The sequence below is a fragment of the Flavobacterium sp. P1_E4 genome (assembly GCF_056405915.1).
This window is the reverse complement of sequence record NZ_JBFUBE010000001.1, coordinates 89,998-116,567: the sequence shown is the minus strand read 5'-3', so window position 1 is coordinate 116,567 and position 26,570 is coordinate 89,998. Positions and strand designations below refer to the sequence as shown.

General features: G+C 32.3%; 21 protein-coding genes. 5 read left to right on the top strand and 16 right to left on the bottom strand.

Annotated elements, in window-relative coordinates; genetic code table 11:
• Positions 1–4: 4 nt before the first annotated feature.
• The 3 genes from AC1DY0_RS00580 to AC1DY0_RS00570 are packed head-to-tail and all read right to left on the bottom strand — an operon-like array spanning position 5 to position 3,557.
• A complete protein-coding gene (locus tag AC1DY0_RS00580) occupies positions 5–334 on the bottom strand; it encodes a hypothetical protein (RefSeq protein ID WP_116795682.1) in 330 nt (109 codons plus the stop codon).
• Positions 335–343: 9 nt separating this feature from the next.
• Positions 344–1,597, bottom strand: a complete 1,254-nt coding sequence (locus AC1DY0_RS00575; protein ID WP_477186748.1) for a dihydroorotase — start codon at positions 1,595–1,597, stop codon at positions 344–346.
• Positions 1,598–1,628: 31 nt separating this feature from the next.
• Positions 1,629–3,557 (bottom strand): BatA domain-containing protein, encoded by a 1,929-nt coding sequence (locus AC1DY0_RS00570; RefSeq protein WP_477186747.1) that lies wholly within the window; start codon positions 3,555–3,557, stop codon positions 1,629–1,631.
• Between the two features lie 179 nt (positions 3,558–3,736).
• Here AC1DY0_RS00570 and AC1DY0_RS00565 point away from each other — a divergent pair, with 179 nt between their 5' ends.
• Complete coding sequence (locus tag AC1DY0_RS00565; protein WP_477186746.1) at positions 3,737–4,846, top strand: lactonase family protein; 1,110 nt, start codon at positions 3,737–3,739, stop codon at positions 4,844–4,846.
• Positions 4,847–4,954: 108 nt separating this feature from the next.
• On the opposite strand, the gene AC1DY0_RS00560 is transcribed toward AC1DY0_RS00565, so the two are convergent.
• From AC1DY0_RS00560 to AC1DY0_RS00520, 9 genes are all read right to left on the bottom strand, one after another.
• Positions 4,955–6,304 (bottom strand): DEAD/DEAH box helicase, encoded by a 1,350-nt coding sequence (locus tag AC1DY0_RS00560; protein ID WP_477186745.1) that lies wholly within the window; start codon positions 6,302–6,304, stop codon positions 4,955–4,957.
• A gap of 192 nt (positions 6,305–6,496) precedes the next feature.
• Positions 6,497–6,919: a response regulator transcription factor gene (locus AC1DY0_RS00555; RefSeq protein ID WP_477186744.1), complete on the bottom strand. Its 423-nt coding sequence runs from the start codon at positions 6,917–6,919 to the stop codon at positions 6,497–6,499.
• 450 nt (positions 6,920–7,369) lie between these two features.
• Positions 7,370–9,532 (bottom strand): DUF4838 domain-containing protein, encoded by a 2,163-nt coding sequence (locus AC1DY0_RS00550; protein WP_477186743.1) that lies wholly within the window; start codon positions 9,530–9,532, stop codon positions 7,370–7,372.
• Between the two features lie 286 nt (positions 9,533–9,818).
• Entirely contained in the window at positions 9,819–11,090 is a 1,272-nt protein-coding gene (locus AC1DY0_RS00545; protein ID WP_477186742.1) for a YaiO family outer membrane beta-barrel protein, read from the bottom strand.
• Between the two features lie 28 nt (positions 11,091–11,118).
• Positions 11,119–12,543 carry a glycosyltransferase family 2 protein gene (locus tag AC1DY0_RS00540; protein ID WP_477186741.1) on the bottom strand — a complete coding sequence of 475 codons (1,425 nt, stop codon included), beginning with the start codon at positions 12,541–12,543 and terminating at the stop codon, positions 11,119–11,121.
• Positions 12,543–13,604 (bottom strand): HEAT repeat domain-containing protein, encoded by a 1,062-nt coding sequence (locus AC1DY0_RS00535; protein ID WP_477186740.1) that lies wholly within the window; start codon positions 13,602–13,604, stop codon positions 12,543–12,545. Before AC1DY0_RS00535 ends, AC1DY0_RS00540 begins: the two co-directional genes overlap by 1 nt.
• Before the next feature lie 244 nt (positions 13,605–13,848).
• On the bottom strand, positions 13,849–14,613 hold the full coding sequence (locus AC1DY0_RS00530) for a TIGR02757 family protein (protein WP_477186739.1): 765 nt from the start codon (positions 14,611–14,613) through the stop codon (positions 13,849–13,851).
• 4 nt (positions 14,614–14,617) lie between these two features.
• Complete coding sequence (locus tag AC1DY0_RS00525; RefSeq protein WP_477186738.1) at positions 14,618–16,315, bottom strand: DUF8201 family protein; 1,698 nt, start codon at positions 16,313–16,315, stop codon at positions 14,618–14,620.
• Between the two features lies 1 nt (position 16,316).
• Positions 16,317–17,009, bottom strand: coding sequence for an ABC transporter ATP-binding protein (locus tag AC1DY0_RS00520; RefSeq protein WP_477186737.1), 693 nt, complete (start codon positions 17,007–17,009; stop codon positions 16,317–16,319).
• Positions 17,010–17,138: 129 nt separating this feature from the next.
• On the opposite strand from AC1DY0_RS00520, the gene AC1DY0_RS00515 reads away from it, so the two are divergent.
• The gene (locus tag AC1DY0_RS00515) at positions 17,139–17,453 is read left to right on the top strand and encodes a hypothetical protein (RefSeq protein WP_477186736.1); all 315 of its coding nucleotides are present in this window, start codon (positions 17,139–17,141) and stop codon (positions 17,451–17,453) included.
• A gap of 226 nt (positions 17,454–17,679) precedes the next feature.
• Here the strand turns inward: AC1DY0_RS00515 and AC1DY0_RS00510 are convergent, their stop codons facing one another.
• Complete coding sequence (locus AC1DY0_RS00510; protein ID WP_477186735.1) at positions 17,680–18,201, bottom strand: NADPH-dependent FMN reductase; 522 nt, start codon at positions 18,199–18,201, stop codon at positions 17,680–17,682.
• 113 nt (positions 18,202–18,314) lie between these two features.
• Positions 18,315–19,409, bottom strand: coding sequence for a redox-regulated ATPase YchF (gene ychF, locus AC1DY0_RS00505; RefSeq protein WP_477186734.1), 1,095 nt, complete (start codon positions 19,407–19,409; stop codon positions 18,315–18,317).
• Positions 19,410–19,910: 501 nt separating this feature from the next.
• Here ychF and AC1DY0_RS00500 point away from each other — a divergent pair.
• Both AC1DY0_RS00500 and AC1DY0_RS00495 read left to right on the top strand, forming a co-directional pair.
• A complete protein-coding gene (locus AC1DY0_RS00500) occupies positions 19,911–22,778 on the top strand; it encodes a TonB-dependent receptor (protein WP_477186733.1) in 2,868 nt (955 codons plus the stop codon).
• Positions 22,779–22,872: 94 nt separating this feature from the next.
• Positions 22,873–23,616 carry a class I SAM-dependent DNA methyltransferase gene (locus tag AC1DY0_RS00495; protein WP_477186732.1) on the top strand — a complete coding sequence of 248 codons (744 nt, stop codon included), beginning with the start codon at positions 22,873–22,875 and terminating at the stop codon, positions 23,614–23,616.
• Here the strand turns inward: AC1DY0_RS00495 and AC1DY0_RS00490 are convergent.
• Complete coding sequence (locus AC1DY0_RS00490) at positions 23,600–24,763, bottom strand: hypothetical protein (RefSeq protein WP_477186731.1); 1,164 nt, start codon at positions 24,761–24,763, stop codon at positions 23,600–23,602. The two genes, AC1DY0_RS00495 and AC1DY0_RS00490, sit on opposite strands and share 17 nt — an antisense overlap.
• A 159-nt stretch (positions 24,764–24,922) precedes the next feature.
• Positions 24,923–25,273 carry a 4Fe-4S dicluster domain-containing protein gene (locus tag AC1DY0_RS00485; RefSeq protein WP_173503964.1) on the bottom strand — a complete coding sequence of 117 codons (351 nt, stop codon included), beginning with the start codon at positions 25,271–25,273 and terminating at the stop codon, positions 24,923–24,925.
• A 146-nt stretch (positions 25,274–25,419) separates the two neighbouring features.
• Between AC1DY0_RS00485 and AC1DY0_RS00480 the strand changes: the two genes are divergently transcribed.
• Positions 25,420–26,478: an acyl-CoA reductase gene (locus AC1DY0_RS00480; protein WP_477186730.1), complete on the top strand. Its 1,059-nt coding sequence runs from the start codon at positions 25,420–25,422 to the stop codon at positions 26,476–26,478.
• Positions 26,479–26,570 lie beyond the last annotated feature (92 nt).

Below are 26,570 nucleotides of genomic sequence, written 5' to 3'. Positions count from 1 at the left end.
TAATTTATGATATGCTTTTAAGCCATTTCTGAAAGAACTCTCCAAGTAACGGAACTGGTTTTGTTTCGCCTTTTATGGCACTGAAAATACCATAGGTCCACAAAACAGAAACAAAAATCCACATAGGTGCAGAAATCATCAGGCTGTCAAAATTGCTAATGATTAATCCCAAAGAAATAAAAGTAAGTGTAAGTCCTAGTCCCTGACGAATATGGAAAGAAGCAAATTCATTTTTGTCTTCACCACTATTCATTGACATGGCTATAAATACGCCAATTCCTAAAATATAACTGGTAATGGCTGCTGTTTTTCCAGCTTCAATATTGTTGTTCATGCTATTTGGTTATCCTAAGATTAATTTTCCTTGATTCAAAATTCCATAAGCCTTCCCTTTTAGAGAAGTACCTAGAAATGCTGAATTCTTGGATTTTGAAAGTATGTTTTCTTTTGTGAATATGCTTATGCCTTCTGGGTTGAATAAAGTAATATTAGCAATTTCACCTTCGCTGATGCTATGATTTGGAATGCTAAAAATCGCTTTTCCAGAGGTAAATTTTTCGATTATGGTTTCTAATGGAAGTACAGTCATCAAAGCTCCAAAAGCACTTTCTAAACCAATAGTTCCGTTTTTGGCCATATCAAACTCCATTTTTTTGTGTTCAATGTCTATTGGATTGTGATCTGATGTGATTATATCGATAGTTCCGTCTAGAATTCCATTAATCAATGTTTGCCTATCACTTTCAGTTTTTAATGGCGGAGTGACTTTGTAACGGGTGTCAAATCCTTCCAGTTTTTCATCGGTCAATACCAAATGATGAACGGCTACGCTACAAGTAACATTTAGACCTTTTGCTTTAGCGTCTTTAATTAATTGAACCGATTTTGCTGAAGAAATGGTTGGGATATGCATTTTGCCTCCTGTGTATTCCAATAAAAATAAGTTTCGTGCAATCTGTAATTCTTCAGCCAAGTCAGGAATGCCTTTCAGTCCTAATCGAGTAGAAACAACACCTTCATTAGCGACGCCGTTCCCTTTTATTTTGTCATCCTGTGCAAAGGCGATAACCAATCCATCAAAATCCTGTACGTATTGCAAAGCTATTTTTAGCAAATTGGCATTGTCTAAACTTTTCGTGTAATCACCAAAGGCAACAGCACCAGAATTTTTCATGTCATATAATTCGGCCATGTCTTTGCCTTCGCTTTCTTTGGTTAAAGCTCCAATTGGAAAGAGTTGTGTGGCAAAACCATTGGCTTTGTTTTTTACAAAATTTACTGGGGCTTGATTGTCAATAATAGGATAGGAGTTGGGTTGCAAAGCAATGGCAGTAAAACCGCTTTTGGCAGCAACATCTAGTCCGTTTGCGATAGTTTCCCTATCTTCAAATCCAGGCTCACCAAGGGAAATACTACTGTCAAACCATCCTTGTGAAAGGTGAAGATTGTCTAGCTTTAGTTCTTCGGAATCATCGGTATTTGGAAGTGCCGTCCCTATTTTTTTTATAAAACCATCTACAATTAAAAGATCTATAGTCTGATTGTGAAAGGGACTTTTCGAATCGATAATTTTTGCTTCTCGGATGATTATTTTCATGTTGTTTTTATAATTTTTAGAAACCGGATTGTTATTTCACAAATTTGATAATTGCCATTTCCAATGCTAGGAAGAGTAGTGCAAAGATAATAAACCATTTCCAAATTTGATTGTCGCTTCGGTTGGTTTGTAGCGTATCAAAAATGGTTGAAATGGAATCACTTGTTTTATAATCGGATAATATGTTTTCGTTGACTTGATCCAGATTGCTTTCGGTTCTTGGGTAATTAAAGCTGATGTTTTCTATTGGTTTTTTAGAATCATATATGGTGTAATTACCTGCTTTTTCTGGGTAATCATTAAAGAATAATTGCACTTTGTTATTCAGCAGTTGTTGCACTGGGATAAATTGTTCTTCTGAATTTTTTACAGTCAGAATTTCATCTTTGGATAAAAGAACAGAAACAATATAGGAGCTGTTATTACCAATAGTGTTGGCATTTATACCATTATTTAGCTTGCATAAAGCCATTTTGTAAAAGACAGGAACAATCAAAGGCGACTGTTGAAAATTAGAATTTGAAGCATTTATAGGTGCAGAAAAAACATAAACTGATGAAACTGCATTTCGAAGCCCAATTAAAAACGGCGATTGATCCTCAAAATTTAAAACCGCAGGACTTGTGCTGGAAATTGTAAATTCCTTTTTGGTTTTTGGATATTGAAAATTATTGATTTTGTTTTCAAAAACGCCAGCAAATAACGGATGACTGAAGTTGATTTTGGTAATCAGTTTTTCATTTGATTCCAATGATTGGAATTGAGTTGAGCCAAACTGATTCAATAAAGTATTTAAATTGGGTATCGAAGCCGTTTCAGATGGAATTACAATCAGATTCCCACCTTTGTTCACAAACGCTTTTAAAGTAGTTTGCAAGGCTTGTGGGATTTCGTCCAGTTCATTCAAAACGATGGCATCTTGTTTGTCGATACTGTTGTAATCCAAAGTGCTTAACGTAAAAGAACTATAATTGAATTCATCATCGGTATAAATTCGGGCTAGGAAATTGTTTTTTTCGGGTACTCCGATGCTGATGATGTTTATCTTTTTGATTTTTGAAATGCTGAAAAACAATTTATTGTCGTAGGTTAGATCATTGTCCTCTATAGAAACATAACCATGAAAAGGCTGTTTTGGAATAGTGAAATTTATAGTTTCCTTTTTGTTTTTAAAATTAATGATGGTTTTGGCAATCAGTTTGTTTTGATTGTACAAAGCCACAGGAACGGGTTTAAAATTGGTACTGTAATTTGTGGTGTTTATACTTAATTCGTAAAAATCATCAAGCGTTTGGCGAATAAAAACACTGTCAATAGCCACATTATTTTTTTGCTCTGCCTTTGATACGATAAAATAGGGAACGTTATCAGTGTCAATGTTTTTTAATTGATTTTGATCCAGTCCCACGGCATCGGTGATGATTACAATATCTTTCTTGAAAGCCGATTTATGTGCTTTTATTTTAGCTATAATATTGTCCAATTGAAAAGGAATCGCACTGTATTTCAAGTTTTGTAATTCACTTCTAATGGTTTTGATATCCGTATTCCAATAATTGTTGCTATTGGTTAATAAAGAAAAATTTGCGTTTTCTGGAGTTTCTTCTAACAATTCCTGAATGGCACGTTTTAATAATTCCCCTTTTTTTCCTTTGGCCTGCATACTAAAGGAATTGTCCAAGACAATGTACATTTCATTGCTTGCATTTTTACTGTCTTTGGATTCGAAAAATGGTTGGGCAAAGGCAAGGATAATACAGGTCAATAAAAGTATTCTACAGGCCAAAAGCAACCATTTTTTGATTTTGGAACTTTTTCGGGTTTGAATAGAAAGTGCTTTTAGGAAACGAACATTAGTGAAATATTCTTTTTTGAAACGTCTTAATTGAAATAAATGCACCAAAATTGGAACAATAAACAGGAATAGAAAGTATAGAATTTCGGGTTGTTTAAAATGCATTCTAAGTTTTTGTTTGCTTCACAGGATTTTATAACAATGAAGTTCGTAAGATTTTGTGAGTCAAAAATACAAATTTGTTGACAGTTTCTCATGATGTTGTTATTATTTTTCAAAATAGAAAGGAAATAGGGGAATTCTGAAAGAAAATAAGTATTTTAGCTATTCTGAAAACTATAAATATGAAAAAAGTCTACCTATTTCTTTTATTAATTTTTTCTCTAGCCCCAATGTTGGCTCAAAAAAACAAAGTCAATCTTCTTGTAGGTACCTATACCAATCCATGTTATAGCAGAGGTATTTATGTGTATGAATTTGATACAAATAATGCTCAAATAAGATTAAAAAAATCATCAGATAGTATCGTTAATCCAAGTTATTTATCGCTTTCCAAGGATGAAAAATTTATTTATGCCGTAAATGAAAATGGAGGAGCAAGTACCGTAAGTTCTTTTGCATTCGATGCAGTAAGCGGGAAACCTAGTTCAATAAATACAGTAAGTTCCAAAGGAGCCGACCCATGTTATCTTATCAATGATGACAAAAATGTTATAGTTGCGAATTATTCAGGTGGAAATATTTCTGTTTTTGGTAAAAACGAGGACGGTAGTTTGACTGAAGCTAAACAAGTTATTCAACATTACGGTAAAGGTGTGAATGCCGAAAGACAAGAAAAGCCACACGTTCATATGGTTTATTTTTCACCGGATAAAAAATATGTTTTGAGTAATGATTTGGGGACCGATAAAGTGTATATATATAATTATAATCCAACTGCTACTTCTGATGTTTTAACATTAAAAGACAGTGTTTCGGTAAAAGCGGGGAGTGGACCAAGACATTTGACATTTAGCAAAAAAGGAAAATATGTTTACCTATTGCAAGAATTGGATGGTTCATTGACAACTTTTAGTTATGCAGACGGTAAGCTAACACAAATTAATGAAACAACTATTTTAGCTAAAGATTATAAAGGAACTTTTAGCTCAGCTGATATTCATGTTTCTCCAAACGGAAAATTTTTATATGCATCAAACAGAGGAGATGCAAATACAATTTCGATTTTTAAAATTTCAGGAAAAGGAAAACTAAAATCAAAAGGGCAAGTCAGTACTTTGGGTAAAGGTCCAAGAAATTTTGCTATTGATCCAACTGGCAAGTTTCTTTTGGTAGCGCATCAGTATACTAATGATATTATAATTTTTAAGATTAATAAAAGAAAAGGAACTTTGACCGATACAAAGAAAAGATTTGATTTGTGTTCTCCTGTTTGTTTGGTGTTTGCAAAGTAAAAAAGTGTTCAGTATTAAGTATTCAGTTATCGTTTTTTATATAAAACCAAATAGCCCATAGTTTTAACTATGGGCTATTTGGTTAACTTAATACTTAATTCTGCTTACTTATTTTTTATCCTTACGTTTTTTGGCTTGGTTTTTAAGCATATTTCTATTTACAGAACCATGTGTTTTCTTCTTAGTTACACCAGGTCCCCCTAGATTAACTTTTTTATTCTTTTTACTTTTCTCTTGAAAAGCGCCATCACCTTCTAGTTTTTGTTTTTTCATCAAAAACTTTATAGGCTGTCTGTCTTTTTCTGGCTCGATTAATTTTAAAGATACTTCCACTTCTTCAGGAAAAATTTCCACTTCCAATTCTGTATTCATCAAAATTTCGATAGCTACTTTTGATTCTTCTTCTCGAGGCGTGATTAAACTTATAGCAGTTCCTGTGGCATCGGCACGACCCGTTCTACCAATACGGTGCATGTACAATTCTGGTAATTCCGGCATCTCGAAGTTGATTACATGGGTAATGTTTGAAATATCCAAACCTCTCGCCATAATATCGGTAGTGATCAATCCACGAAGATTTCCTTCTTGAAATTCAGCCATTGTGCTTAAACGGTAATTTTGAGATTTATTGGAGTGGATTACACCAAACTGACCTTCAAAATCTTCCTCGACACGTTGATGAACCATATCAGAAATCTTTTTGTTATTCACAAAAACCAATACACGACTCATGTCTTCATTGGTTTCTAATAAGTGTTTTAAAAGATTGATTTTGGTATTGAAATTAGGGACTTGATATGTGATTTGTGTAATGTTTTCAAGTGGTGTTCCTGATGCAGATAGAGTAACTTCTTCAGGATAATCAAAATAGTCATTCAAAATTGCATCTACTTCATCGGTCATTGTTGCCGAGAATAATATGTTTTGACGTTTTTTTGGCATCATAGCCAAAATTGAAGTCAACTGAGTACGGAATCCTAAATTCAACATTTCGTCAAACTCATCGATAACCAGTTTTTGCATTTCCTCAAAGCGGATTACATTATCCAACGTTAAATCCATAACTCTACCAGGAGTTCCCACAAGTATATCGCATCCTTGATAAACCAAGGTTTTTTGAGTATTAATATTTACCCCACCAAAAATTCCAATAGTACGAACCGACATGTATTTTGTCAATTTTTCGACTTCTTCCACAACCTGAACTACTAGTTCACGAGTTGGAACAAGGATTACTATTTTTGGAGTATGTCCTGGCGTAAATTTGTATAATTTTAATAAAGGCAATAAATAGGCAAATGTTTTACCAGTACCTGTTTGCGCAATTCCCATCATATCACGGCCAGACATTATCACAGAAAAAGTTTTTTCCTGAATAGGAGTTGGGGATGTAAAACCTAAATCGGTTATTGCTTTTTGTACAGATTTAGGGAGATTGAATTGTTCGAAAGTGCTCATTATTGTTTTAATTTTGTGCAAAGATAGGTTTTTTGAAACTAAGGAAAGAAAGGTCAAGCTAACTTTGGCTTTATTTTGGAATGGACTGTTGCATTTTGAATAGGAGTAAATGTCTATAATGATAAAACCTCTGAAAAATTACTTGGGGAAATAATAATCAGAGGTTTAGGTAAACAAACAAAACAAATGGTTTTAAGCACTAATGCTCACTTCCACTTCTTTTGGTTTTATGCTGTAATTCTTTTTTGCAAATAAACGTTTTACTCTAAGCAATAATTCATTTGGATTAAAAGGCTTAGATACAAAATCATCAGCTCCCAAATTAAAAGCCTCAATGACTGTCCCTTCTTCTTCACCTAATGATGAAACCACAATAACAGGAATGTTTTCAAAGGTTTCCTTAGAATATCCTATTATTTCAAGTCCAGAACGAAAAGGAAGCATAATATCAGTAATAATCAAGTCTGGTATGAGTACGGGAATTTTCTCTATAGCACTCAAACCATCTTTACATGATGTTACCTGATATCCTTCTTTTTTAAGAATGAATTCAAGGATTTTAATCATCAATATATCATCCTCTGCAATCAATATTTTTAAATCTGAATTGTTCATGTTTTTATCTTTTAATCGTTCCCTTAGGAGTTTATAGATTTTAAAAATCCATAAAATGCAAATAAATCCGTTGAAATGCATTTGTTGTATATTTACAACAACTATGCCAAACATTTATTTACTGTTTTTAAACCTCTTAAAGTTTTGATAAAGAGTCTTAAATTGTTCCCAATTTTATATATCTGTTAATGATTAAGTTAGAGTAAAGAAGTGCCCAATGATTGAAGAAGCATCATTGAAAATATGTAAATGTGTGTAAACTAAGAAGAATTGTAGAATGTTAATTTGGTGCAGAAAGATTAGGCATTTTTGTTATTATCGTCCCGCTTTCCGTTACAATCTCCCGAAAAAAACGAGAGGATTTTCACTTTAATCGGGGCTAAGGGGTAGCATTTGGCTATTTTGCCATCAGCTAAAAAGAAAAAAAGTATGATAGAATTTAGGTTAGTATTATTTATTATTCAACTCAATTTCATCAATCATTACCATTGGTTTTTTGTTTTTTCGTTTTCTCCAAATAGGCAATTCATTAAGATTTTCGACTTCAATTTTTAGAACGTCATATCTGCTGAAGTTATTCGATTTAAATTCCCAAGATTTTATGGTTGTTTCGGAATCCTCCGTTAATTTATCGCTTTCCAATTGGGTGATAAGTTGCCATTTGTCTTTTTTAAGTCCATAGACACTGATTTTTTTGGGTGTAAAAATCCAATGTCTTTGATCATTTAAGGAATTGATTCGGATAGTGTTGAAATTTAATTTTTGGGTCGTGATTTCAATTTCGGGATTAGTGCCGTACCAACCAATCCAGTTGATAGCAGGATTTTTGTATCCGCGAACACCGTCAACCAGTCCATAACTTCCTTTACCCGTGTTTTCATCGGCTGGAGGAGTCAAAAAACGAACTTTGTATTTTTCTCCCAAATGGTTACAGGTGTTTTTTTCTATAGCTAGCCATTCTTCATAATATCGGTCTGGTGATAAGCCACCTTCACTGAGCTCATAAATTCCAAAGGCATTACAATTTTTTGTAAAGCTTAGCACTCTTTCTCTAAGTTGTTTTCCTTGATCATCTTTATTTTTGCCCGCAAACATTCCGTGCTTGTCTTTCCCGTAAAATTTAGCTTGCTCAAAATATACATATTCCAGAGCCAGTCTCAATTTTAGAATTCGTTTTGTCAAAGTTGGATTGTCATTGACAGCGTTTTCGGCTTGGCTTATGATTTTATCGTATTGATCCATAGCCTCGGGACTGAGAAAAGTATTCCTGTTTTGAATTGGGTCCGTATAAATGTCTAGATATCGATTTGCTTTTTCTTGATATAGAGTTAACAAATTAATGTATTTTTTAACAAATGGTGCAGCCTTTCCGTAAAAGCCATTTAGAAAATCATTGGTGACTTCTTCGATATCGATTTGGGTATTCCAAATGATTTTGGCCAAAAGATATTGTCTTAATTCATATAAATCTCCAGGTACATCGGCATATCCTTGTACAAAAAGACCTTTCACCTGATTTTGCTCGAAAAGTTTGTAATTCTTTGCAAAGGTTTGAAAATTAGGAAAAGGTGAAAGATAATTGGTGAATTCTATCGTATAATCCCATAAATACAAGTGTTGGGCAGTTGTGCTCCAATTTTTTAGAATATCCAAAAAGGCAGCATTGTTTGGTGCTTCAGTAATTGCTTTTCCGCGATTCAATTGTATTGGGCAAAAAAGAGTGTAGATGTTGGGTTCAATTTTTAGATTTACTGGAGCTCTATAGGTGTGGAGATAAGCTAATGTCGTGATTCTTGTCTTTGGAAATTGAGCTGCTATTTTATTCAGAAAATAATAAAAGGAACCTTGCGGGCCTCCGTGTTTTTCGTTCAGGGTTTTGCATCTGTCGCATTCGCAATAAACGGCATCGTCATTTTGGCTCACCGAGAAAAAGCTTGCATTTGGATTTCGAGTAATTATTTCACTCATTTTCTTTGTTATAATTTCGACCACAGTGTCGTTGGACATGCATAACGATTCAGTGTTTCGCTGTCCTTCGTAGTAAGCAAAAAACTCGGGATTGGTTTTGAAATAGGTTTTGGCATTCAATAATTTATAAAACGAATGTCCCCAAATTCCGAAATCATTGATATGCCAGTCCAGTTTGTGCCAATCCCTGAAATCTTCATCATAACAATCGGGATAAAATAAGGCACGGTATTCAAATGAAGGTTTGTAGGCTTGATTTGAATTTTTAGGAAAGGATACTTGTTTCAACTTTGGAATGAAACTGTCTTTTGCTGTGTATTTTCTAAATCCCCAAATTTCCAGTAAAGTGTAAACGGCATAACGCAAAGTTTTCTCATTCGAACCAATCAGATAAATGTTCTTCTCGTCACTTTTGATGACAAAAGTATTTTCTTGAACCGCGTTTTTATCGAAAGTAATTTCCAGAATTATTTTTGAGTTATGATTACTTTTTGGATTGTCAACTTGTATGAAAAAAGGAATTTCAAAAGCCTGGTCCAAATATGTTTTTAAAATTGTTGCAGCATTTTTGGCACCATCATTTGTGACAAGTATAATAACTTCTTGACCTTTCGTGTTTGCTAAATTAAAGGAGTTTTGTGCCATAATTTTGCTGTTGAAAAAGAATAATAAAAAAGTAATGGCTAGATAAAAGTATTTGGTTCGCAATTTATTTATTATTTAGTTCATCTTAATTATTCTAGATAAGATATCTGATTTGCGCTAATTTTATTTATTAGCATTCACTCGCGTGAGGGATTACAGTGGAGCTCTTTTTTCTTTTCAATTGCCACGGGTTTAAACCCGTGGCAATTGAAAAGAAAAAAAGCGGGAATGGAAAGCCCGACCCGGAGTTTTTACGTAGGGTCATGCCCTTATTAAAATACTGTTTTTAAAATTGATATTGAAACATCAAAGCAATTTCGGTTTCGATTTGTTTCAAGCCGGGAGCATATTCTTGATTGTTCACAGATAATTGTAATCCTGTTACGTAATGCTCACCAAACAATCGATAATAACCGCCTCCAATCCTAAAGGAATCAAGTGATAAACGTTGCTCTATTTGCCCAAGAGTAGTTCGCTCATCTGGCGAGGTTCCGTAACCTGCAATTAATGTCAAGTAGTCAAACCGAGTGTTGAAATAATAACGGCTTGTTAGTGTGAAAGCAGGATAAACAGTACTGTTGTCAAATTGAAAGTAGGATCTTAGATTGAGCCAATAGGAACCCAAATATTTTCCAATTCCAAGAACTGCGGTGGCAAAGTTGGTGTCTTCGGTATCAATGTATCGAACACCCAAATCTCCTTCCCAACCTTTGTTGAAATTATGGAAAAAAGAATATCCAAGTCTTAATTTTGGAAAGACAGGGTCGTTGCTATAACCAGCTCCAATGTAGGAATAACTATTTTTACTTGTAAAAAGATAACTTTCGGCTTCGTATTGAATACCATTGGTTACGCTTTGTCCATCTGCATATCGATTAGAATAATTAATTCTGGCAATGGCCGATCCCCAATTTCGTTGCCTAATGTATTGTAAACTTCCATAATGCCAAGGTCCATAACCAGATCGGTCAAAGGTGGTGAAATTGTAATTGACACCAATTCGATCCGATTTATTTCGAGTGTCCTCAATGAAATAATGCAATTTAAAATCAGAATCTTTGGGATACATGGTCTGCATTTCTTTTAGATAAGCCTCACTTTTTTCCTTTTCTCCCTGCAGTTCATAAATCGTAATTTTTTTGTGTCGAAAATCTTTATTCCCGGGATGTGCTTCAATAGCTTTATCAACAATAATTTCGGCATCGGAATAGTTTTTCTCTTCGATATCCATATTGATGAGATAGGTGAAAGCGTCTTCATAAACAGGGTTTTTATCGATGACATATTTGTAATAATATCGGGCACTGTCTTTTACATTTGTCAATTGATAAATTCGTCCAGTCAATAAATAAAAATCCAAATAATCTGGAGCCAATTTTATTCCCAAATGGGTTTTCTTCAATGCCGATTCGTAGTTTTTGTCTTTGTTTACTTCTTTTATGGCAACATTCAAAAGACTATCGACATCGATTTTTTGGGACCAAACAGCATTATTCTTCGCCATTCCCAATACAAGAAAAAGAATAAAGAGGATCTTGGTGTAGTTTTTATATTTCATGCCTTTTAAAAATTTTGAATTATGAAATCTAATCTTGTTTTGGTGAAGTATTAAATCCTTGCCGTTGCATGTTCCCCCAGCTTTGTTCTTTTTGTCTAAAAAAATGATAATACCCTTTTAATGAGGCATACACATTTACAGGATGGTAGCAGAAAGGTTCAATCATTGCCATCAGAACAAGTATTATGATTTCCTTGGTATTGGCATAATTTTTATAAATAATGTCGTCCAACAATATCGAGATAAATGTTATAATGAGATAAAATAGATATATAATTAAGGACAGGTAGATCAAATTATTATAATCCATGTTCAAAATGAAAAAGCTAATGATTAAGACAATCACCCCAGTTAATTCTAGAATTGGAATCAGAAATTCAAAGAAAAAGAAATAAGGAAATATAAGAAATCCAGTTTTTCCATATTTTGGATTAAAAAAAATGTTCCTGTGCAAATATAAAGTTTGAATTAATCCTCTAGCCCAACGTACTCGTTGACGAATCAGAACTTCTTTTGTGGCTGGTACTTCTGTCCAGCAAAGTGATTCAGGAATGTATTTAATTAAAAAAGGTAATTTGTTATCATACATATATTTCCTCATTCGGGTAATGAGTTCCATATCTTCCCCTAGTGATTTATGCCAATAGCCTCCTGCCGCAACAGCAATTTCTTTGTCAAACATGCCTAATCCTCCCGAAACTAATAACAAACCATTGATTTGGCTCCAAGCCATTMTGCCAAAAAGAAAGGCGCGAACGTATTCCAATTCTTGAAATCTAGGATACCATCCTTTTGGAAAATGAATTTTCAAAAGAAATCCATCTTTTACTTCACAAGAATTTGAAATTCGGATGCCAGCTCCTGTAGCAATAACTTTTGTTTTGCTTTCTATAAAAGGTTTGGCCAGTTTTATGATGGTGTCATTTTTCAGAATACAATCTACGTCGGTACATAAAAACAAAGGGTACTTGGTGGAGTTTATCCCTGCATTGGACGCATCAGCTTTACTTTTACCATTCTCTTTGTCAACAACCAGTAATTTTGAATATAGAGGGTTGGTGGATTTATAATGGCCTCTTACAGTGCTTGTTTTAATTTTTTCCTGATAATAGAAATCGACTTTTATTAGTTCAAATTCATCAATTAGTTTTTGGAGGGTATCATCCGTGCTACCATCGTTTACCAATACGACTTCGTATTTTGGATAGGTCAGAGAAAGTAATGATTTGACATTAAAGACAACGGTTGCCCCTTCATTAAATGCAGGTGCTACTACAGAAACGCCAGGAATATAATTTGATTTTAGTATAACATTGTTTGGTATGAAATTTTTTGTGTTTAAATGTTTTTTTATGGCATAATAGGATAATATTGCCAAGGTGCAATAGAAGAGAATATAGATTATGGAAAAAACACCTATAAAATGAGAGTAAATTGATACATCCTGTTCCATTAGAGATTGGGGGTTTTAACGTGTTTTACCATTTTTTGTACGTCGGTATTATCTATAAAATGGGAATCAAAGTAGTTTGGGTTTATTTTGAAAAGACAATAAACAGCATCTAGTTTGATGCTTTCATTCGTTTTTTTTTCTAGTAAATCTGCAATAAAAATCTCTGATTCAGTTGTTCCAATTTGAGATAGTGTAGTAAAAATTTCCATTTTATTTTGAGTGTCTTCTTGCTCAAATTGTTCAATTAAAGCATGTTCTGCTTCGGCAATAAACAGAAATTTAACAGCAGTAATCGCTTCAAAACGTACTGCTCTATCTTTATGCTTTAATAATTTTATTATGCTTTCATTTTCTTTTGTAAAATTATAGAATGTCATTAATTTAATGCCAAGTTTTACAATTGAAACATTTTCAGAATGAATCCATTGACTCAAATTAGAGGGGATTTTTGTTTTTTTATGATGCAAAATATCCATGAAATTTATTTCGCCGGCAATTCTAACAGGATCTTTATAATTAATTAATGTTTCTAATTCATTGGGATTTAATGAAATTAAGGTTAGGAATGCACTGGACTTGATATTTCTGTTTTTACTGTTTAATAGAGGCATAATGTATTCCTGCCCTTTTTTATATTCTAAAGATTGTAATTGATACATTCCAAGACACTTTAGATAAAAACGGTTACTTTTCAAAAGTTTTTTGGTGAATTCAAACAAACCAAATTGTTCGTATATAAATTGGAGAGTTTTGGTAACATCACCTTTTAAATTAGATTTTAAAAAAATAATTTCATTCAGAATTAATTTTTTGCACCAATTTTTTTCAAAAGGAATTGTTTTTTTGAATTGTTCTATTTCTGCTTTGAAAAGTTTTTTTTCAAAAGGAGAAAAAATCATATTAGTTAAAAAATTGTCAATTTCACTTTTTGTGGCTTCCAATTTTGGTCTAAATTGATCGTATATAAATCTATTGATAATCAAAAAGGCTATTAATAGAATAAGCCCACAAGTCAATATGAGAAGAGCAATGTGGATAAAATAATAGATTAATACATCCATTAATAAAAGGTGTGTTTTGAAAAAGATTATAAAAAAAACTATGTCAATGCTGGGTTGTATTCTTTTGTTTTAAAAAAAATATACATAAAGATAATGATTATTCTAAATGTTTAAAATAAAATAATGTAAAACAGTTTGTTATGAATTGTAAATGAGTCGATTTTATGGTGAACCAAAAAATAACTTTTAGAAGTTAAAAATATAATTCTAAGTGAAAAGAATTGTGAGGATTCTTGTATCTTGTTCAAAACCCCTCGAAAACGCCCAGTCCAAATAAGGCAAAATCGTATTTTACGGGATCCATTGGGTCTAGTTTTCTTAAATTTAAATCTAATTCGGCTAATGCTTTTCCGTCATTTTGTTTTCGGGCAAGCAGACCTAATTTTCTGGCTACATTACCAGAATGTACATCTAAAGGACAAGACAGTAGTGAAGGGGAGATGCTTTTCCAAATTCCTAAATCAACACCTTTGTTGTCTTGTCTGCACATCCACCTTAAATACATATTTATCCTCTTGGCTGCAGATCCTTTTAATGGGTCTGAAATGTGTTTTTGCGTTCTATTAAGGTGTGGAATTTCAAAAAAAAGTTGTTTGAATTTATGGATACTATTTTGCAAATCGTTTCCTTCTATGTTTTGACTAAAGATAGTTTCCAATCCACCATGATTTTGATAAATATGCTGTAGTCCTTTGATAAATCCTACAAAATCTTGCCCATTGAAAGTACGATGCACAAAAGTTTCTAATCGCTCCAAGTCGGTTTCCTGATGTGACATTACAAAGTCGTAAGGAGCATTACCCATCATATCCATCATTTTATGTGCATTCTTGATAATCATTTTTCGATTGCCCCAAGAAATAGTTGCACTCAAGAATCCAGCGATTTCTATATCTTCCTTTTGGGTAAATAAATGCGGAATTTGTACAGGATCACTATCGATGAAATCCTGATTGTTGTATAATATTACTTTCTCGTCTAGGAAAGATTTGAGTTCGGCTTTATTCATTTTGTTATTCTTTTGAAGTGCTTTTGGCGTAAAAACCATCTTTCAAATTTGTTGTCCGCATTTGAGGTTTTACTTTGTAATAGTAATTGAAATATTCTATTTGGTCTTTATTTACACAAGGAAGTTTTCCATCTCCTGAACTCCAAAAAAAATCATTCTCGACGGGAGAATAAAAATGAAGATTACCGTTTTGAAGGTATTCAAATGTAGTATTGAATTTTGTGTTTTTATAGGGAAAAATAATATTTTTTGTCGAAAAATTACTGCTTGACAAAACGAATTTATTTTTAGTAAAATAATTTAAATTAATTGGAATTAATAAAGCAAATCCAGTTATGAAAATCGAAAAATAAAGAGATAAAAGAATAAACCTTTTTTTACTAAGAAATAAAGCGATCAAGAAAAAAGAAAAAAACAATAAAAAATTCATGTAGAATCGATATTGTGGAGAGGTTAAAAACAGTAATGCTATCTGGAGGCACATCATAAAGTATAATGCCCATATTCCCTTCTTATGGAAATATTTATATATGAATATCGGACTGGCAATAATGAGAATTATGCTTAATTTATTGAATAAACCGTGCAATTTTGGTAAAGTTAGCCACCTAGTGAGTAATTCATAAGCAGTCATCTTATTGTATTGCTCATCTGTCAAGAAATAACCATATAGTTTAGTTTCTTTATAATACAATTTTGCTATTGCTTCAGGAATTCTATAATCGGTTTCGAAGAAATGAAAATTGATTACTGGGAAAAATGGAAAGCCACTAATGATAGTGTTCTTAATTACAAAAAGGACCAATATAATGATTGAAACTAAGACAGATTCAAAAAGCTTAGGTAATAATTTTTTGAAATTTTTAGCTAATAAAATAATAGGAATAAAAATTAATGCAAAAGAAGTTGTTTTAATGAACAAAGAAAAAACAACCAAAATCACTATCAGGTTAAAATTTTCAACATCAAGTTTTTTAAAACTCTGCAAAAAATAAAAGAAGATAATAAAAGAAAAAATATAGATCGGAATATCTGGGGAAGGTGAACTTATAAATTGGAAGAAAAATACGTTTGCCAATGGGAGCAATCCGATTATCAGATATTCACGATTCTTGTTTTTGAAATATTCATTCAATTTTGTAATTGAAAATATATTTCCAAGTAAAAGACAAAAACCACTGATGTCATTGAATTTATCATATAAAAATGAAAAATTATAAGCGCTTTGTAAAATGTGCCAACCACTTGTTTGGGCTAAAAAAAAATGTAAGTTGGCTAGACCTTTTACAAAACCATATTCATTGATCCATTTTATTGTCTGAATATAATATGATTCGTTATCTAAAACATAGGGAATAGAAGCACATTGAGCTAAAATCAAAATAGCAATAATGCTTAATGCTATTTTTAATGGAGTTGTTAGTGAAAGTATTTCCTCGAAAAATAATTTATAAAGAAGCCGAATTTCTTTTTGAAATTTTGAAAAGACAACAAGGTTAACTATAAGAAGAACTATATGAAACTCAAAGTTTACTCTTCCAAAAATAGCCCAAATACTAGTAAAAACAGTGGTAGTAAAAAGTCCTAAAACAGTATAAATAACAAAATTTTGATTCTTTAACCGTAGGATTCTGTCGGTGACAAAACCAAGATTGATTGTCGAAAAAAAGATATAAATCCAACTTAAAAGAATCAAAACCATTTTATAGCATTATTTGTCCATCAGTCATTACCAATTTTCGATCAGCCATATTGGCTAATTCTTCATTATGTGTTACAATCACAAAAGTTTGCCCAAATTCATCTCGTAGTTGAAAAAATAACTGATGTAAATTTTCGGCAGAGTGAGTATCCAGATTTCCTGAAGGTTCATCTGCAAAAATAACATCAGGTTTGTTGATTAGTGCTCGTGCTACAGCAACGCGTTGTTGTTCTCCACCAGAGAGTTCATTGGGTTTGTGATCTATTCTGTGTGATAGACCCAAATATTCCAATAATTTTTTGGCTTCTTTTTCGGTTTCAGTTTTTGATCTGTTGGCAATAAAAGCAGGTATGCAAACATTTTCCAAAGCTGTAAATTCTGGTAGTAATTGATGAAATTGAAAAATGAATCCTAAATTTAAATTTCTGAATTTGGATAACGATTTGTCATTCATTTTCAAAATATCTTCATTATTTATAAAAAGCGATGTAGCATTTTCTGGAGTTTGATTTTCGGATTCTTTTTTTGTTGGACTGGGTTTGTCCAATGTTCCCAGAATTTGTAATAGTGTTGTTTTCCCCGCACCAGATGCTCCAACAATAGAAACAATTTCGCCTTTTTTAATATGTAAATCTACTCCTTTTAATACTTCAAGTTGATCGTAATATTTATGTATATTTTTTGCGTGTATCATTTCAAACTGTTTTTACAAAGAAACAAAGTATTTGGTAATTAACCTTCGTATTAAAGCGATTTTTCTACAGGATAAAATCTGAAAAATAAAGGTTAGATTCGTATATTTATATCAATTTAATTTAAAAAAATGGAAAGTAAAAATGCAGTTGTAGTAAATAACAATCTAAAAAGTAAAAAATTACTTTTAGGAATTCTATTTGATGCTATCGGTCTATTGTCCTTTACCATTCCTGGAATAGGAGAGTTCGGGGATGTAGTTTGGGCACCGCTTGCTGGTTTTTTGATGACCAAAATGTACGAAGGCAGAGTAGGGAAGGTCGCTGGTGTTTTAACTTTTGTTGAAGAAATATTACCATTTACTGATGTTGTTCCTTCTTTTACTCTAACTTGGATATATACCTACTTGATAAAAAGTAATGGCAATGAAAATAGAAAGAATTAATTGTTTTTGGAGCAGAAACATTTGGCATTTTTGGCATCATCCTCCCGCTTTCTGTTACAATCTTATAAGCCGAACACCGGCTTATAAGGATTTCCACTTCAATCGGGGCTAAAGAGTTAGTATTTTGCATTTTTGTTATCATCCAAAAAAAGGAAAACAGCAATAATCAAGCTCAGTTTTTGTAGATTTTAATTTTTAAAATTGTCATAGATATTGTCATTGCCATTTAAAAGTTTCTAACAATTTCTTTCAATTGATTGTCTAACTCTGGATTTGAAATCACATTTGCATCAACATCAAAATTATCATTGAAACTCGGCAATGAAAAAATTGCTTTTATATCGGCGTTGAAGCGGGGGAAATTATTTTTTGCTATTTCAAGAACAGTTGCTCCGCCTCTAGCCCCCGGCGAAGTAGCCATCAATAGCATTGGTTTATCCTGAAATATTTTTCCATTTATTCTAGAACACCAATCGACAGTGTTTTTGAAAGCAGCGCTATAATTTCCGTTGTTTTYGGCTAGTGAAACCACCAAAATATCGGCTGTTGCTATTTTGTCCAAAAACGCTTTCGCCAAAGGGTGCTGACCAATTATTACTTCTTTGTCAACACTGAATAAAGGCATTTCATAATCGTTTAAATCCAATACTTCAACTTGGGTGTTTTCAAACAAACCAGCTGCATAAGTGGCTAATTTTTTATTAATGGATTTTTTACTGGGACTTCCGGCAAAGGCGATGATTTTCATAATAAATTAGTTTTGTTTAAAAGTAATAAAAATTGGAACATAAAAAAACCTGCAAAATGACTCTTGCAGGTTTTCTCTCTATTTTCTTTATTCTTTTCTCTATTTTCTAACGACTAAACGTTGAATCTGAAGTGCATTACATCTCCATCTTTTACAATATATTCTTTTCCTTCGACTTTGAATTTCCCAGCTTCTTTGGCTTTTGCTTCTGAACCGTATTGAACGTAATCTTCATATGAAATCACTTCGGCGCGGATGAATCCTTTTTCGAAATCAGTATGGATAACTCCTGCGGCTTGAGGTGCAGTTGATCCAATATTGATTGTCCAAGCGCGAACTTCTTTGACACCAGCCGTAAAATACGTTTGCTGTTTCAATAATTTGTAAGCTGCACGAATTAAAACTGATGCTCCTGGCTCAGTCAATCCCATATCTTCTAGGAAAACCTGACGCTCTTCATAGCTTTCTAACTCGGTGATGTCAGCTTCTGCTCCTACTGAAAGGATAATTACTTCTGCCTCTTCATCTTTTACTAATTCACGAACTTGATCTACATATTTATTTCCGTTTACAGCTGAACTTTCATCAACATTACAAACATATAACACCGGTTTTGCAGTAATCAACTGAAATGACTCCATCAAAACTTCTTCATCATTACCTTGAGGAATAATTGTTCTTGCCGATTTAGCCTGTAATAAATTTTCTCTGATTCGGTCTAAAAGTGCTTTTTCAGTCTGCGCTTCTTTATTTCCAGTTTTTGCAGCACGGTTTACTTTTTCTAAACGTTTTTCAACAGTTTCCAAGTCTTTTAATTGCAATTCAATATCGATAGTTTCTTTATCGCGAATAGGGTTTACATTTCCGTCTACGTGAACAATATTGTCATTGTCAAAACAACGCAAAACGTGAATAATAGCATTACACTCTCTGATGTTTCCTAAAAACTGGTTTCCTAAACCTTCACCTTTACTAGCACCTTTTACCAAACCTGCAATATCTACGATATCTACAGTAGCCATTTGAACGCGCTCTGGCTTAACTAGTTCTTCCAATTTATTGATTCTTGGATCTGGAACGTTTACAACTCCAATATTAGGTTCGATAGTACAAAACGGAAAGTTGGCACTTTGCGCTTTTGCGTTCGATAAACAATTGAATAATGTTGATTTTCCAACATTCGGTAACCCTACAATTCCTGCTTTCATGATATGTTTGTTTACAAATAACAGTTGTCTATTACTTGTCCTTAGTAATTCCTTTTTTAAAGTTTGCAAATATAAGATATAAAGACATTACTCCACAAATATTCCCCTACCTTTTACCTTTAGCACACAAGAATACTTCAAGCACTAAAATTTTCATCTAGTCACAACACCAAAAGCAGCAATTTTGTTACGCTAAATGGTTTTAATTAAAATAGAATGTACTTTCTCTTGTTTAAAGTCTCGCTACGATTCTTAAAGGTAATATTGACAATTCTTTAAAAATTACCCGATGAAATAAACATATCAAAAAAAAGAAAAATATAAATTAAACCTATATAATTACCAATTGCTTTTTTTCTAATAGTTATAACTGTTCAGAATTACTGTATTGATAAATATTTTTAAATTTTAAGATAAAATATAACATTATATGTTTTTTATGTTAATATTATGTTATATTAGCCCCAATAATAAACCAATAACCAACCAAACTTAATGATTATGAAAAAAATCGCGTTATTATTCTTTTTGTTAAATGTCTCGTTTATGATGGCCCAAAAAGAAGTTTCAGGAACCGTAAAAGACAAGACGGGCACTCCGCTTCCAGGAGTTAATGTTCAGGAAAAAGGAACGAAAAATGGAATCTCGACTGATATGAATGGTAGTTACAAACTAAATGTAAATGAAGGAGCCACATTAGTTTTTAGTTATATAGGCTTTGTTACAGTTACAAAATCAGCTTCAGCAGCGATTGTAGATGTTAATTTAGAAGAAGAAGAGGGTGGTCAAAAACTAGAGGAAGTTGTTGTTACAGGAACGCGTACTGCTCCTCGAAGTAACACCACAAGTGCATTGCCAATTGATGTGTTGTCCTCGAAAGATTTGGCAGCTACCGGGCAAGCTACTTTTGATAAGGCATTGCAATACAGAATTCCGTCCTTTAATACTGTAAATACACCAGTTAATGATGCTACTTCATTACTGGATCCTTACGAAATAAGAAATATGGGACCTAGTAGAACATTAATCTTAATCAATGGTAAACGTAAAAATTTAAGTTCACTACTTTATGTTCAAACATCTCCAGGCCGTGGAGAAACAGGAGCAGATATATCAGGTATTCCAACAGAGGCTATCGAAAGAGTTGAGATTTTAAGAGATGGTGCTTCTGCTCAATATGGTTCTGATGCAATTGCAGGGGTAATGAATATTATCTTGAAAAAGAATAGCACAGATGGTTCAGTAACTTTAAGAACTGGTATTACAGCCGAGGGTGATGGAGAAATGCTTGGTATTACTGTAAACAACGGAACCACAGTAGGAGATAAAGGTTTTCTAAATTACACGATCGATTTTTCTAAAGTAAATCAAGCTAATAGACCAGGAAAAGTTGATGCTGATGGTGATTTTAATGATTTTGTGAAAGTAAATCCTGATGTATATGGTAGTTATGTTAATGATGACAATACTCTGGGTGGTACTGATATATCTGGAATGACAGAAGCTGAAAAGGAAGCAACTTTTGCCTCATATCAAGGATCTGCGGATTATAATGCAAAATTAGCTACAATAAACCAAGGAAATACAACTGGGAAACAATCTGTTGTTGATTTTTTAAAAGAAAAACCAGACGCAGGAAACATCAATGGTTCTCCAGAAACGGCAGCTGCTAAATTTGAAATCAATGGTGGAAACGAAATCAACGAAAATACAAATTTGTATTATAATGCAGCTTATGTCTATAAAAAAGTAAACTCATATGCCAACTACAGAACTCCATACTGGAGATCAATTAAAAATCCTTTTGAAAATTCAGCTATTCCAAATTGGGGAATTGGAACTACCTATCCAACTTATTACAAAGATTTTTTCAGTAATGGTTCTGCTGCAGCATACAGAGGTTATGTTCCAACTTTTGAAGGAGATTTAAATGATTATAACGCTACTTTGGGCTTTACTACTACAAAGAATGGATGGAAGAGCGATGTTAGTGTTACTACAGGAGGAAATAGCCAAACTTATACTGTGCAAAACTCTGTAAATAGATCGGATATTGTTGATCCTTCTACTGGCGAGCATGTGTATCAAGAAAATAGCCCTATCTACTTCAAACCGGGAGGAACTTCATTTAACCATATCGTTGGGAATATAGATATTTCAAAAACACTTTCGGATCATATCAGTATAGCTTTTGGATCGGAGTTTAGAACAGAAACTTTTGGTGTTCAAGAAGGAGATAAAGCCTCTTGGGATGGATTAGGAGCTGATTCATTTGCTGGTAACCGTCCTGAAAATTCAGGAAAATGGAATCGTTACAATTTTGGCGCTTATTTGGATGTAGCTTATGATGTGACCAAAGATTTCTTAATTAATGGTACCGCACGTTATGAAGATTATAGTGATTTTGGAAATGCTACTGTTTGGAAATTAAGTTCAAGATATAAATTTCTTGATGACAAAGTTACTTTAAGAGGTTCTGTTTCAACTGGATTTAGAGCTCCTACTTTGCACCAAATCTACACTCAAAAATCGCAATATTCTTTTGTACCTGGAGCAGGAATTCAAGTAAGTGGAATTATTAATAATATTTCTCCACAAGCGCGTCAATTAGGTATACCTCAATTGGATGCTGAAAAATCAACAAATATTACTGTTGGGATAGGATCAAAACCATTTAAAAATTTCAATTTCACTCTTGATTATTACAATATCAAAGTAGAAGACAGAATCGTATTGGGTGATAAACAAGATACTCAATTTGGATCAGTTGCTTGGTTTTCTAACTCTTTCGATACTAGAACTTCAGGATTGGATGTTGTTATGAATTATAATAATATTGGAATTGGATCGGGAAAATTAGGATTCAATTTATCGGGTAATATTACTTTCGAAAATGAAAGAATCTCTCCAGTTACCAATAACAGCTTTAGTCAAACGCTGGAATCATTAATGTTTACTTCAAGACCAGAAACAAAATGGATTTTGGGTGCGAACTATGAAATTGGTAAATTTGGTTTCTCTCTTAACAATACTTATTTTGGTAAAACGACTTTCAATCAAGATGGTTTAAATGCTGATTTAAAAACAGAATTTATTCCTAAAATTGTTACTGATTTAGGAATTAATTTCTCAGCAACAGATAAATTAACTTTAGCATTGAATGTAAATAATATTTTTAATGTATTGCCAGAGTGGAAATTTGTAGCTGAAAATGCTACGGGAAGTGCTCTTTTAGCTGATCCAGCTCAAGTAAAAAATCAATATAATTTAATTACTTTCAACGGTCGTTATGATAACACGACTTATGATGGATCTCATTTCAGTCAATTAGGAACAATTTTTAATTTATCATTAAACTATAAATTCTAATTTTGAATTCATAATATTCAAAAGAGCTATCTTCGGGTGGCTCTTTTTTTATTTCACTTAATTCCTTAAATTTATACTCAACAATACTACTATTATGGCAAATTTGTATACTGGAAAAATGGCTGCTATTTTTGATGCCATGTATCAAACCTTTATTGATTATGACGAAGAATATGAGTTTTATAATAAATTAATCCAAGAAAACAAATGCAATTCCATACTGGAAATAGGAAGTGGGACAGGGAATCTAGCTAAACGATTTCAAGAAAACAATCAGAATTATTTAGGTCTTGATTATAGCCAAAGTATGATTGATATTGCGCAGGAAAGAAATAAAAACAGCACTTTTATGCAAGGTGACATGCGTAATTTTGTTCTTGAAAGCCCTGTTGATGCCATAATCATTACGGGGCGTTCTACAAGTTATTTGATTAACAATGAAGATATAATTGATACTTTTGATTCTGTTTCTGAAAATTTAAATGAAAATGGTGTCTTAATTTTTGATTTTATTGACGCCAATCGTTTTATCCCTTTTGTCAAAGAAAATCAAACCATTCTTCATGAAGCTACTTATGAAGGAACAAAATACATCCGAGAAAGTCATTGGGAAACCACTCCAATGGAAAATTTTATGTTGGATTGGAGTGCACAATATTACAAGATTGTAGATAATGAAAAGGAAATTCTATTGGATGATTTCTCTACCGTTCGGGTTTTTACACTAAATGAAATACAACTATTTTTGTATCTCAATAATTTTGAAATCATAAAAACGATTGACAGAAAAACTTATGCTTATGATACTTATGTGATTATGGCTAGAAAGATTTTATAATTTTATTTATAATTTCTAATTCTTTGGCAGTAGGAGTCAATCCGGAAACATTCCAGTAATCTGTTAAAATAGAATTTTTTATATTGAAAAGAGTTTTGTCTTTGAAAACATCACTTTCCTTATAGGTGTAATTTTGAATATTAAAATTGGTTGTTACTAAGTTATTAAGCACTTCTATATTTTTTGTTTCATTACCTGTATTGACTTCGTAATTAATTTCTTCTTTTGAGCTAATTAAATAATAATTTTCAGCATCTATTCTATAATTAGTTTTAAATACAGATCTAATTATGTTTTTGGCTCCTTTTGAAGTGTCTTCTTTAAGTCCTTCCAATGTAATAGGAGAGACTTCAGCATTTATCTCAATTATTAATTTTCTTTTAACGTCATAAATAATTTTAAAATCATCCAATAATTCAGTTGTGCCTTCCATAGGAATTGCAGTTATTTCGTTATACTCTTGATTTAAAGGATATACTTTTACAAGGAAGTTGTATTTTTTTCTTGATTTCTCATCCAATAATGGTCTTAAAACCGTAAAAACATAATACTTTTCCATCGATACATTTAAATTGTATCCTAAGAGATCCGTGCTGATTTCATCATCAACTAAACCAAAAGAACGATTTTGTTCTACTAATAAAACCGATTTTACTTTTTTCTGGTCTTTGTATAATTGGAAATTTATGAGACCGTCATTGAAATAAGCATAATTACCGTTTAATTTGAAAAACTCTCTTGAATAGGCTTTCAGTCTAGCGGGTACATTCAGCCTTTTAATTGAATTGTTGACTAATTCTTTGATTATTTCTTGAGGGTGCAGTTTTGTTACGACAATATCATCAAGTGTATTTAGTTTACTATTTAAATAGACAACATTTTCCGGTAGATTTAAAGAAGTCCATTTTATAACTAGCGGTAAATAGGACGAGTGGGTTACTTTTACATTTGAACCTCCTTTTAGTTCAAAAACAACTTTTCCTTCACTGTTTGACATTAAAACTTGTTTTGTTTTTAAAACCACAACTATAGCACCTTCTATTGGAAGATTAGAATCTTTTTCCATTAGTATTAATGTTCTTTCATTGGTTTGTGAAAAAACAGTAAAACATAAAAAGAATTGAAGTAAAATAAGGGATTTTTTCATATTTTTTAAAATGTAAAAAATAAATCAGTAAAAAATATTCACTTTAAAAATATAAAAAAAAATCAATTAAATGTTATTTTTTTTAAAATAAGAAAAATCAGCATATAAAAAAACCTGTGTATAGACACAGGTTTGTATAAAATTTAAAAAGAATAAGCTTTATTCATTGTGCAAGAAAGCTTGTCTATTCAATAAAGTCTCTTCAGATTCAACATGATTGTCATCTGGTATACAGCAGTCTACTGGACATACGGCAGCACATTGTGGCTCGTCATGAAATCCTTTACATTCTGTACATTTTCCCGGAACGATGTAATATATTTCATCAGAGATTGGCGTTTGTGCTTCATCAGAATCTACTTCTGTTCCATCTGGCAAAATCACTTTACCTTTTAGTTTTGTCCCATCTTTATATCTCCAATCATCTGCTCCCTCATATATAGCTGTATTTGGGCACTCTGGTTCACACGCCCCACAATTTATGCATTCATCGGTTATTATAATTGCCATTTTATGTTTAGTTTTAAGGTTGAAAGTTCAAAAGCTACAAGTTCTATAAAACGAAATACGAATACTGAACCCAACTTTTGCCTAAAGCTTATAAAAAGCTTATTTTTGTGCAAAATTACAATCAAAACTTTTCATAAACAAACATTATGACATTAGATACAAAAAAAAACACATTTGTTAAATTAGGTAATTTCCTAGGACAATTCAAAGAAGGGAATTGTATAAAGAATGAATCTGTATTTGGCAATGATTTATTTTTTGAAAAATTCATCGATTTAATTCAGCTTTCTCAATCACATAATGGTTGGTATACTCCAGAACAAGTATATTTTTCAATACAATCTTGGGCAGAGGCATTAACCGAAGATAATTTGGATAAATGGCTTTCTACCTACGATTTTAGTAAGGTAGCGCCAAAAAAAGTAGCTTTGATATTGGCAGGTAATATTCCTTTGGTTGGATTTCATGACTTCTTATCGGTTTTGATTACTGGGCATGATGTTTTAGTTAAAACTTCTTCGAATGACCAGCATCTTTTGCCTTTCTTGGCTAATTATCTTATCGCTTCTGAATCTGGATTTGAAAACAAAATCACATTCGTAGAAGGTAAGCTTGAGGGTTTTGATGCAGTAATTGCTACCGGCAGTAATAATACAGCTCGTTATTTTGAATACTATTTTAAAGACAAACCTTCCATCATAAGAAAAAATAGAAACTCAATCGCGGTTTTGAATGGTAAAGAAACCAAAGAGGAATTAGCTGCTCTTGGCGAGGATATTTTTAGATATTTTGGTTTAGGATGTCGAAATGTTTCTAAACTCTTTGTACCAAAAGGATATTCCTTTGATTCTTTTTTTGAAGCGATTTTTGAATACCAAGATGTTATTCATTATGAGAAATACGCCAATAATTACGACTACAACAAAGCGGTTTTCTTGATGAGTAACTTCAAATTATTGGATAATGGATTCTTGACAATAAAAGAAGATTCGAGTTATGGTTCGCCAATTACAAGCGTATTTTATGAGTACTATGAAAATCTTGATGATTTACAAAAACGATTGGAGAACGAAAGTGATCAAATTCAGTGTATTGTGAGCAATGATCTTGTGAAAAGCAGTATTAAATTTGGAACTACACAGAAACCAAATTTATGGGATTACGCAGATAACGTTGATACTATATCGTTTTTGTCAATAATATGAATCTAATGTTTTTATATTATTGCGAATAATTTAACGGTTTTTCAGCCCTTATTCCCGAAATTTGCATTTTGAAAATTTAAACACCAATTGAA

Bases quoted from the DNA above. Each gene is read 5' to 3' on its own strand.
- AC1DY0_RS00500 (WP_477186733.1), top strand. From the start codon at position 19,911: ATGAAAAAAATCGCGTTATTATTCTTTTTGTTAAATGTCTCGTTTATG.
- AC1DY0_RS00485 (WP_173503964.1), bottom strand. From the start codon at position 25,273: ATGGCAATTATAATAACCGATGAATGCATAAATTGTGGGGCGTGTGAA.
- AC1DY0_RS00535 (WP_477186740.1), bottom strand. From the start codon at position 13,604: ATGGATGTATTAATCTATTATTTTATCCACATTGCTCTTCTCATATTG.
- AC1DY0_RS00565 (WP_477186746.1), top strand. From the start codon at position 3,737: ATGAAAAAAGTCTACCTATTTCTTTTATTAATTTTTTCTCTAGCCCCA.
- ychF (WP_477186734.1), bottom strand. From the start codon at position 19,409: ATGAAAGCAGGAATTGTAGGGTTACCGAATGTTGGAAAATCAACATTA.
- AC1DY0_RS00530 (WP_477186739.1), bottom strand. From the start codon at position 14,613: ATGAATAAAGCCGAACTCAAATCTTTCCTAGACGAGAAAGTAATATTA.
- AC1DY0_RS00515 (WP_477186736.1), top strand. From the start codon at position 17,139: ATGGAAAGTAAAAATGCAGTTGTAGTAAATAACAATCTAAAAAGTAAA.
- AC1DY0_RS00490 (WP_477186731.1), bottom strand. From the start codon at position 24,763: ATGAAAAAATCCCTTATTTTACTTCAATTCTTTTTATGTTTTACTGTT.
- AC1DY0_RS00570 (WP_477186747.1), bottom strand. From the start codon at position 3,557: ATGCATTTTAAACAACCCGAAATTCTATACTTTCTATTCCTGTTTATT.
- AC1DY0_RS00525 (WP_477186738.1), bottom strand. From the start codon at position 16,315: ATGGTTTTGATTCTTTTAAGTTGGATTTATATCTTTTTTTCGACAATC.
- AC1DY0_RS00480 (WP_477186730.1), top strand. From the start codon at position 25,420: ATGACATTAGATACAAAAAAAAACACATTTGTTAAATTAGGTAATTTC.
- AC1DY0_RS00545 (WP_477186742.1), bottom strand. From the start codon at position 11,090: ATGAAATATAAAAACTACACCAAGATCCTCTTTATTCTTTTTCTTGTA.
- AC1DY0_RS00575 (WP_477186748.1), bottom strand. From the start codon at position 1,597: ATGAAAATAATCATCCGAGAAGCAAAAATTATCGATTCGAAAAGTCCC.
- AC1DY0_RS00550 (WP_477186743.1), bottom strand. From the start codon at position 9,532: ATGGCACAAAACTCCTTTAATTTAGCAAACACGAAAGGTCAAGAAGTT.
- AC1DY0_RS00520 (WP_477186737.1), bottom strand. From the start codon at position 17,009: ATGATACACGCAAAAAATATACATAAATATTACGATCAACTTGAAGTA.
- AC1DY0_RS00495 (WP_477186732.1), top strand. From the start codon at position 22,873: ATGGCAAATTTGTATACTGGAAAAATGGCTGCTATTTTTGATGCCATG.
- AC1DY0_RS00560 (WP_477186745.1), bottom strand. From the start codon at position 6,304: ATGAGCACTTTCGAACAATTCAATCTCCCTAAATCTGTACAAAAAGCA.
- AC1DY0_RS00580 (WP_116795682.1), bottom strand. From the start codon at position 334: ATGAACAACAATATTGAAGCTGGAAAAACAGCAGCCATTACCAGTTAT.
- AC1DY0_RS00555 (WP_477186744.1), bottom strand. From the start codon at position 6,919: ATGAACAATTCAGATTTAAAAATATTGATTGCAGAGGATGATATATTG.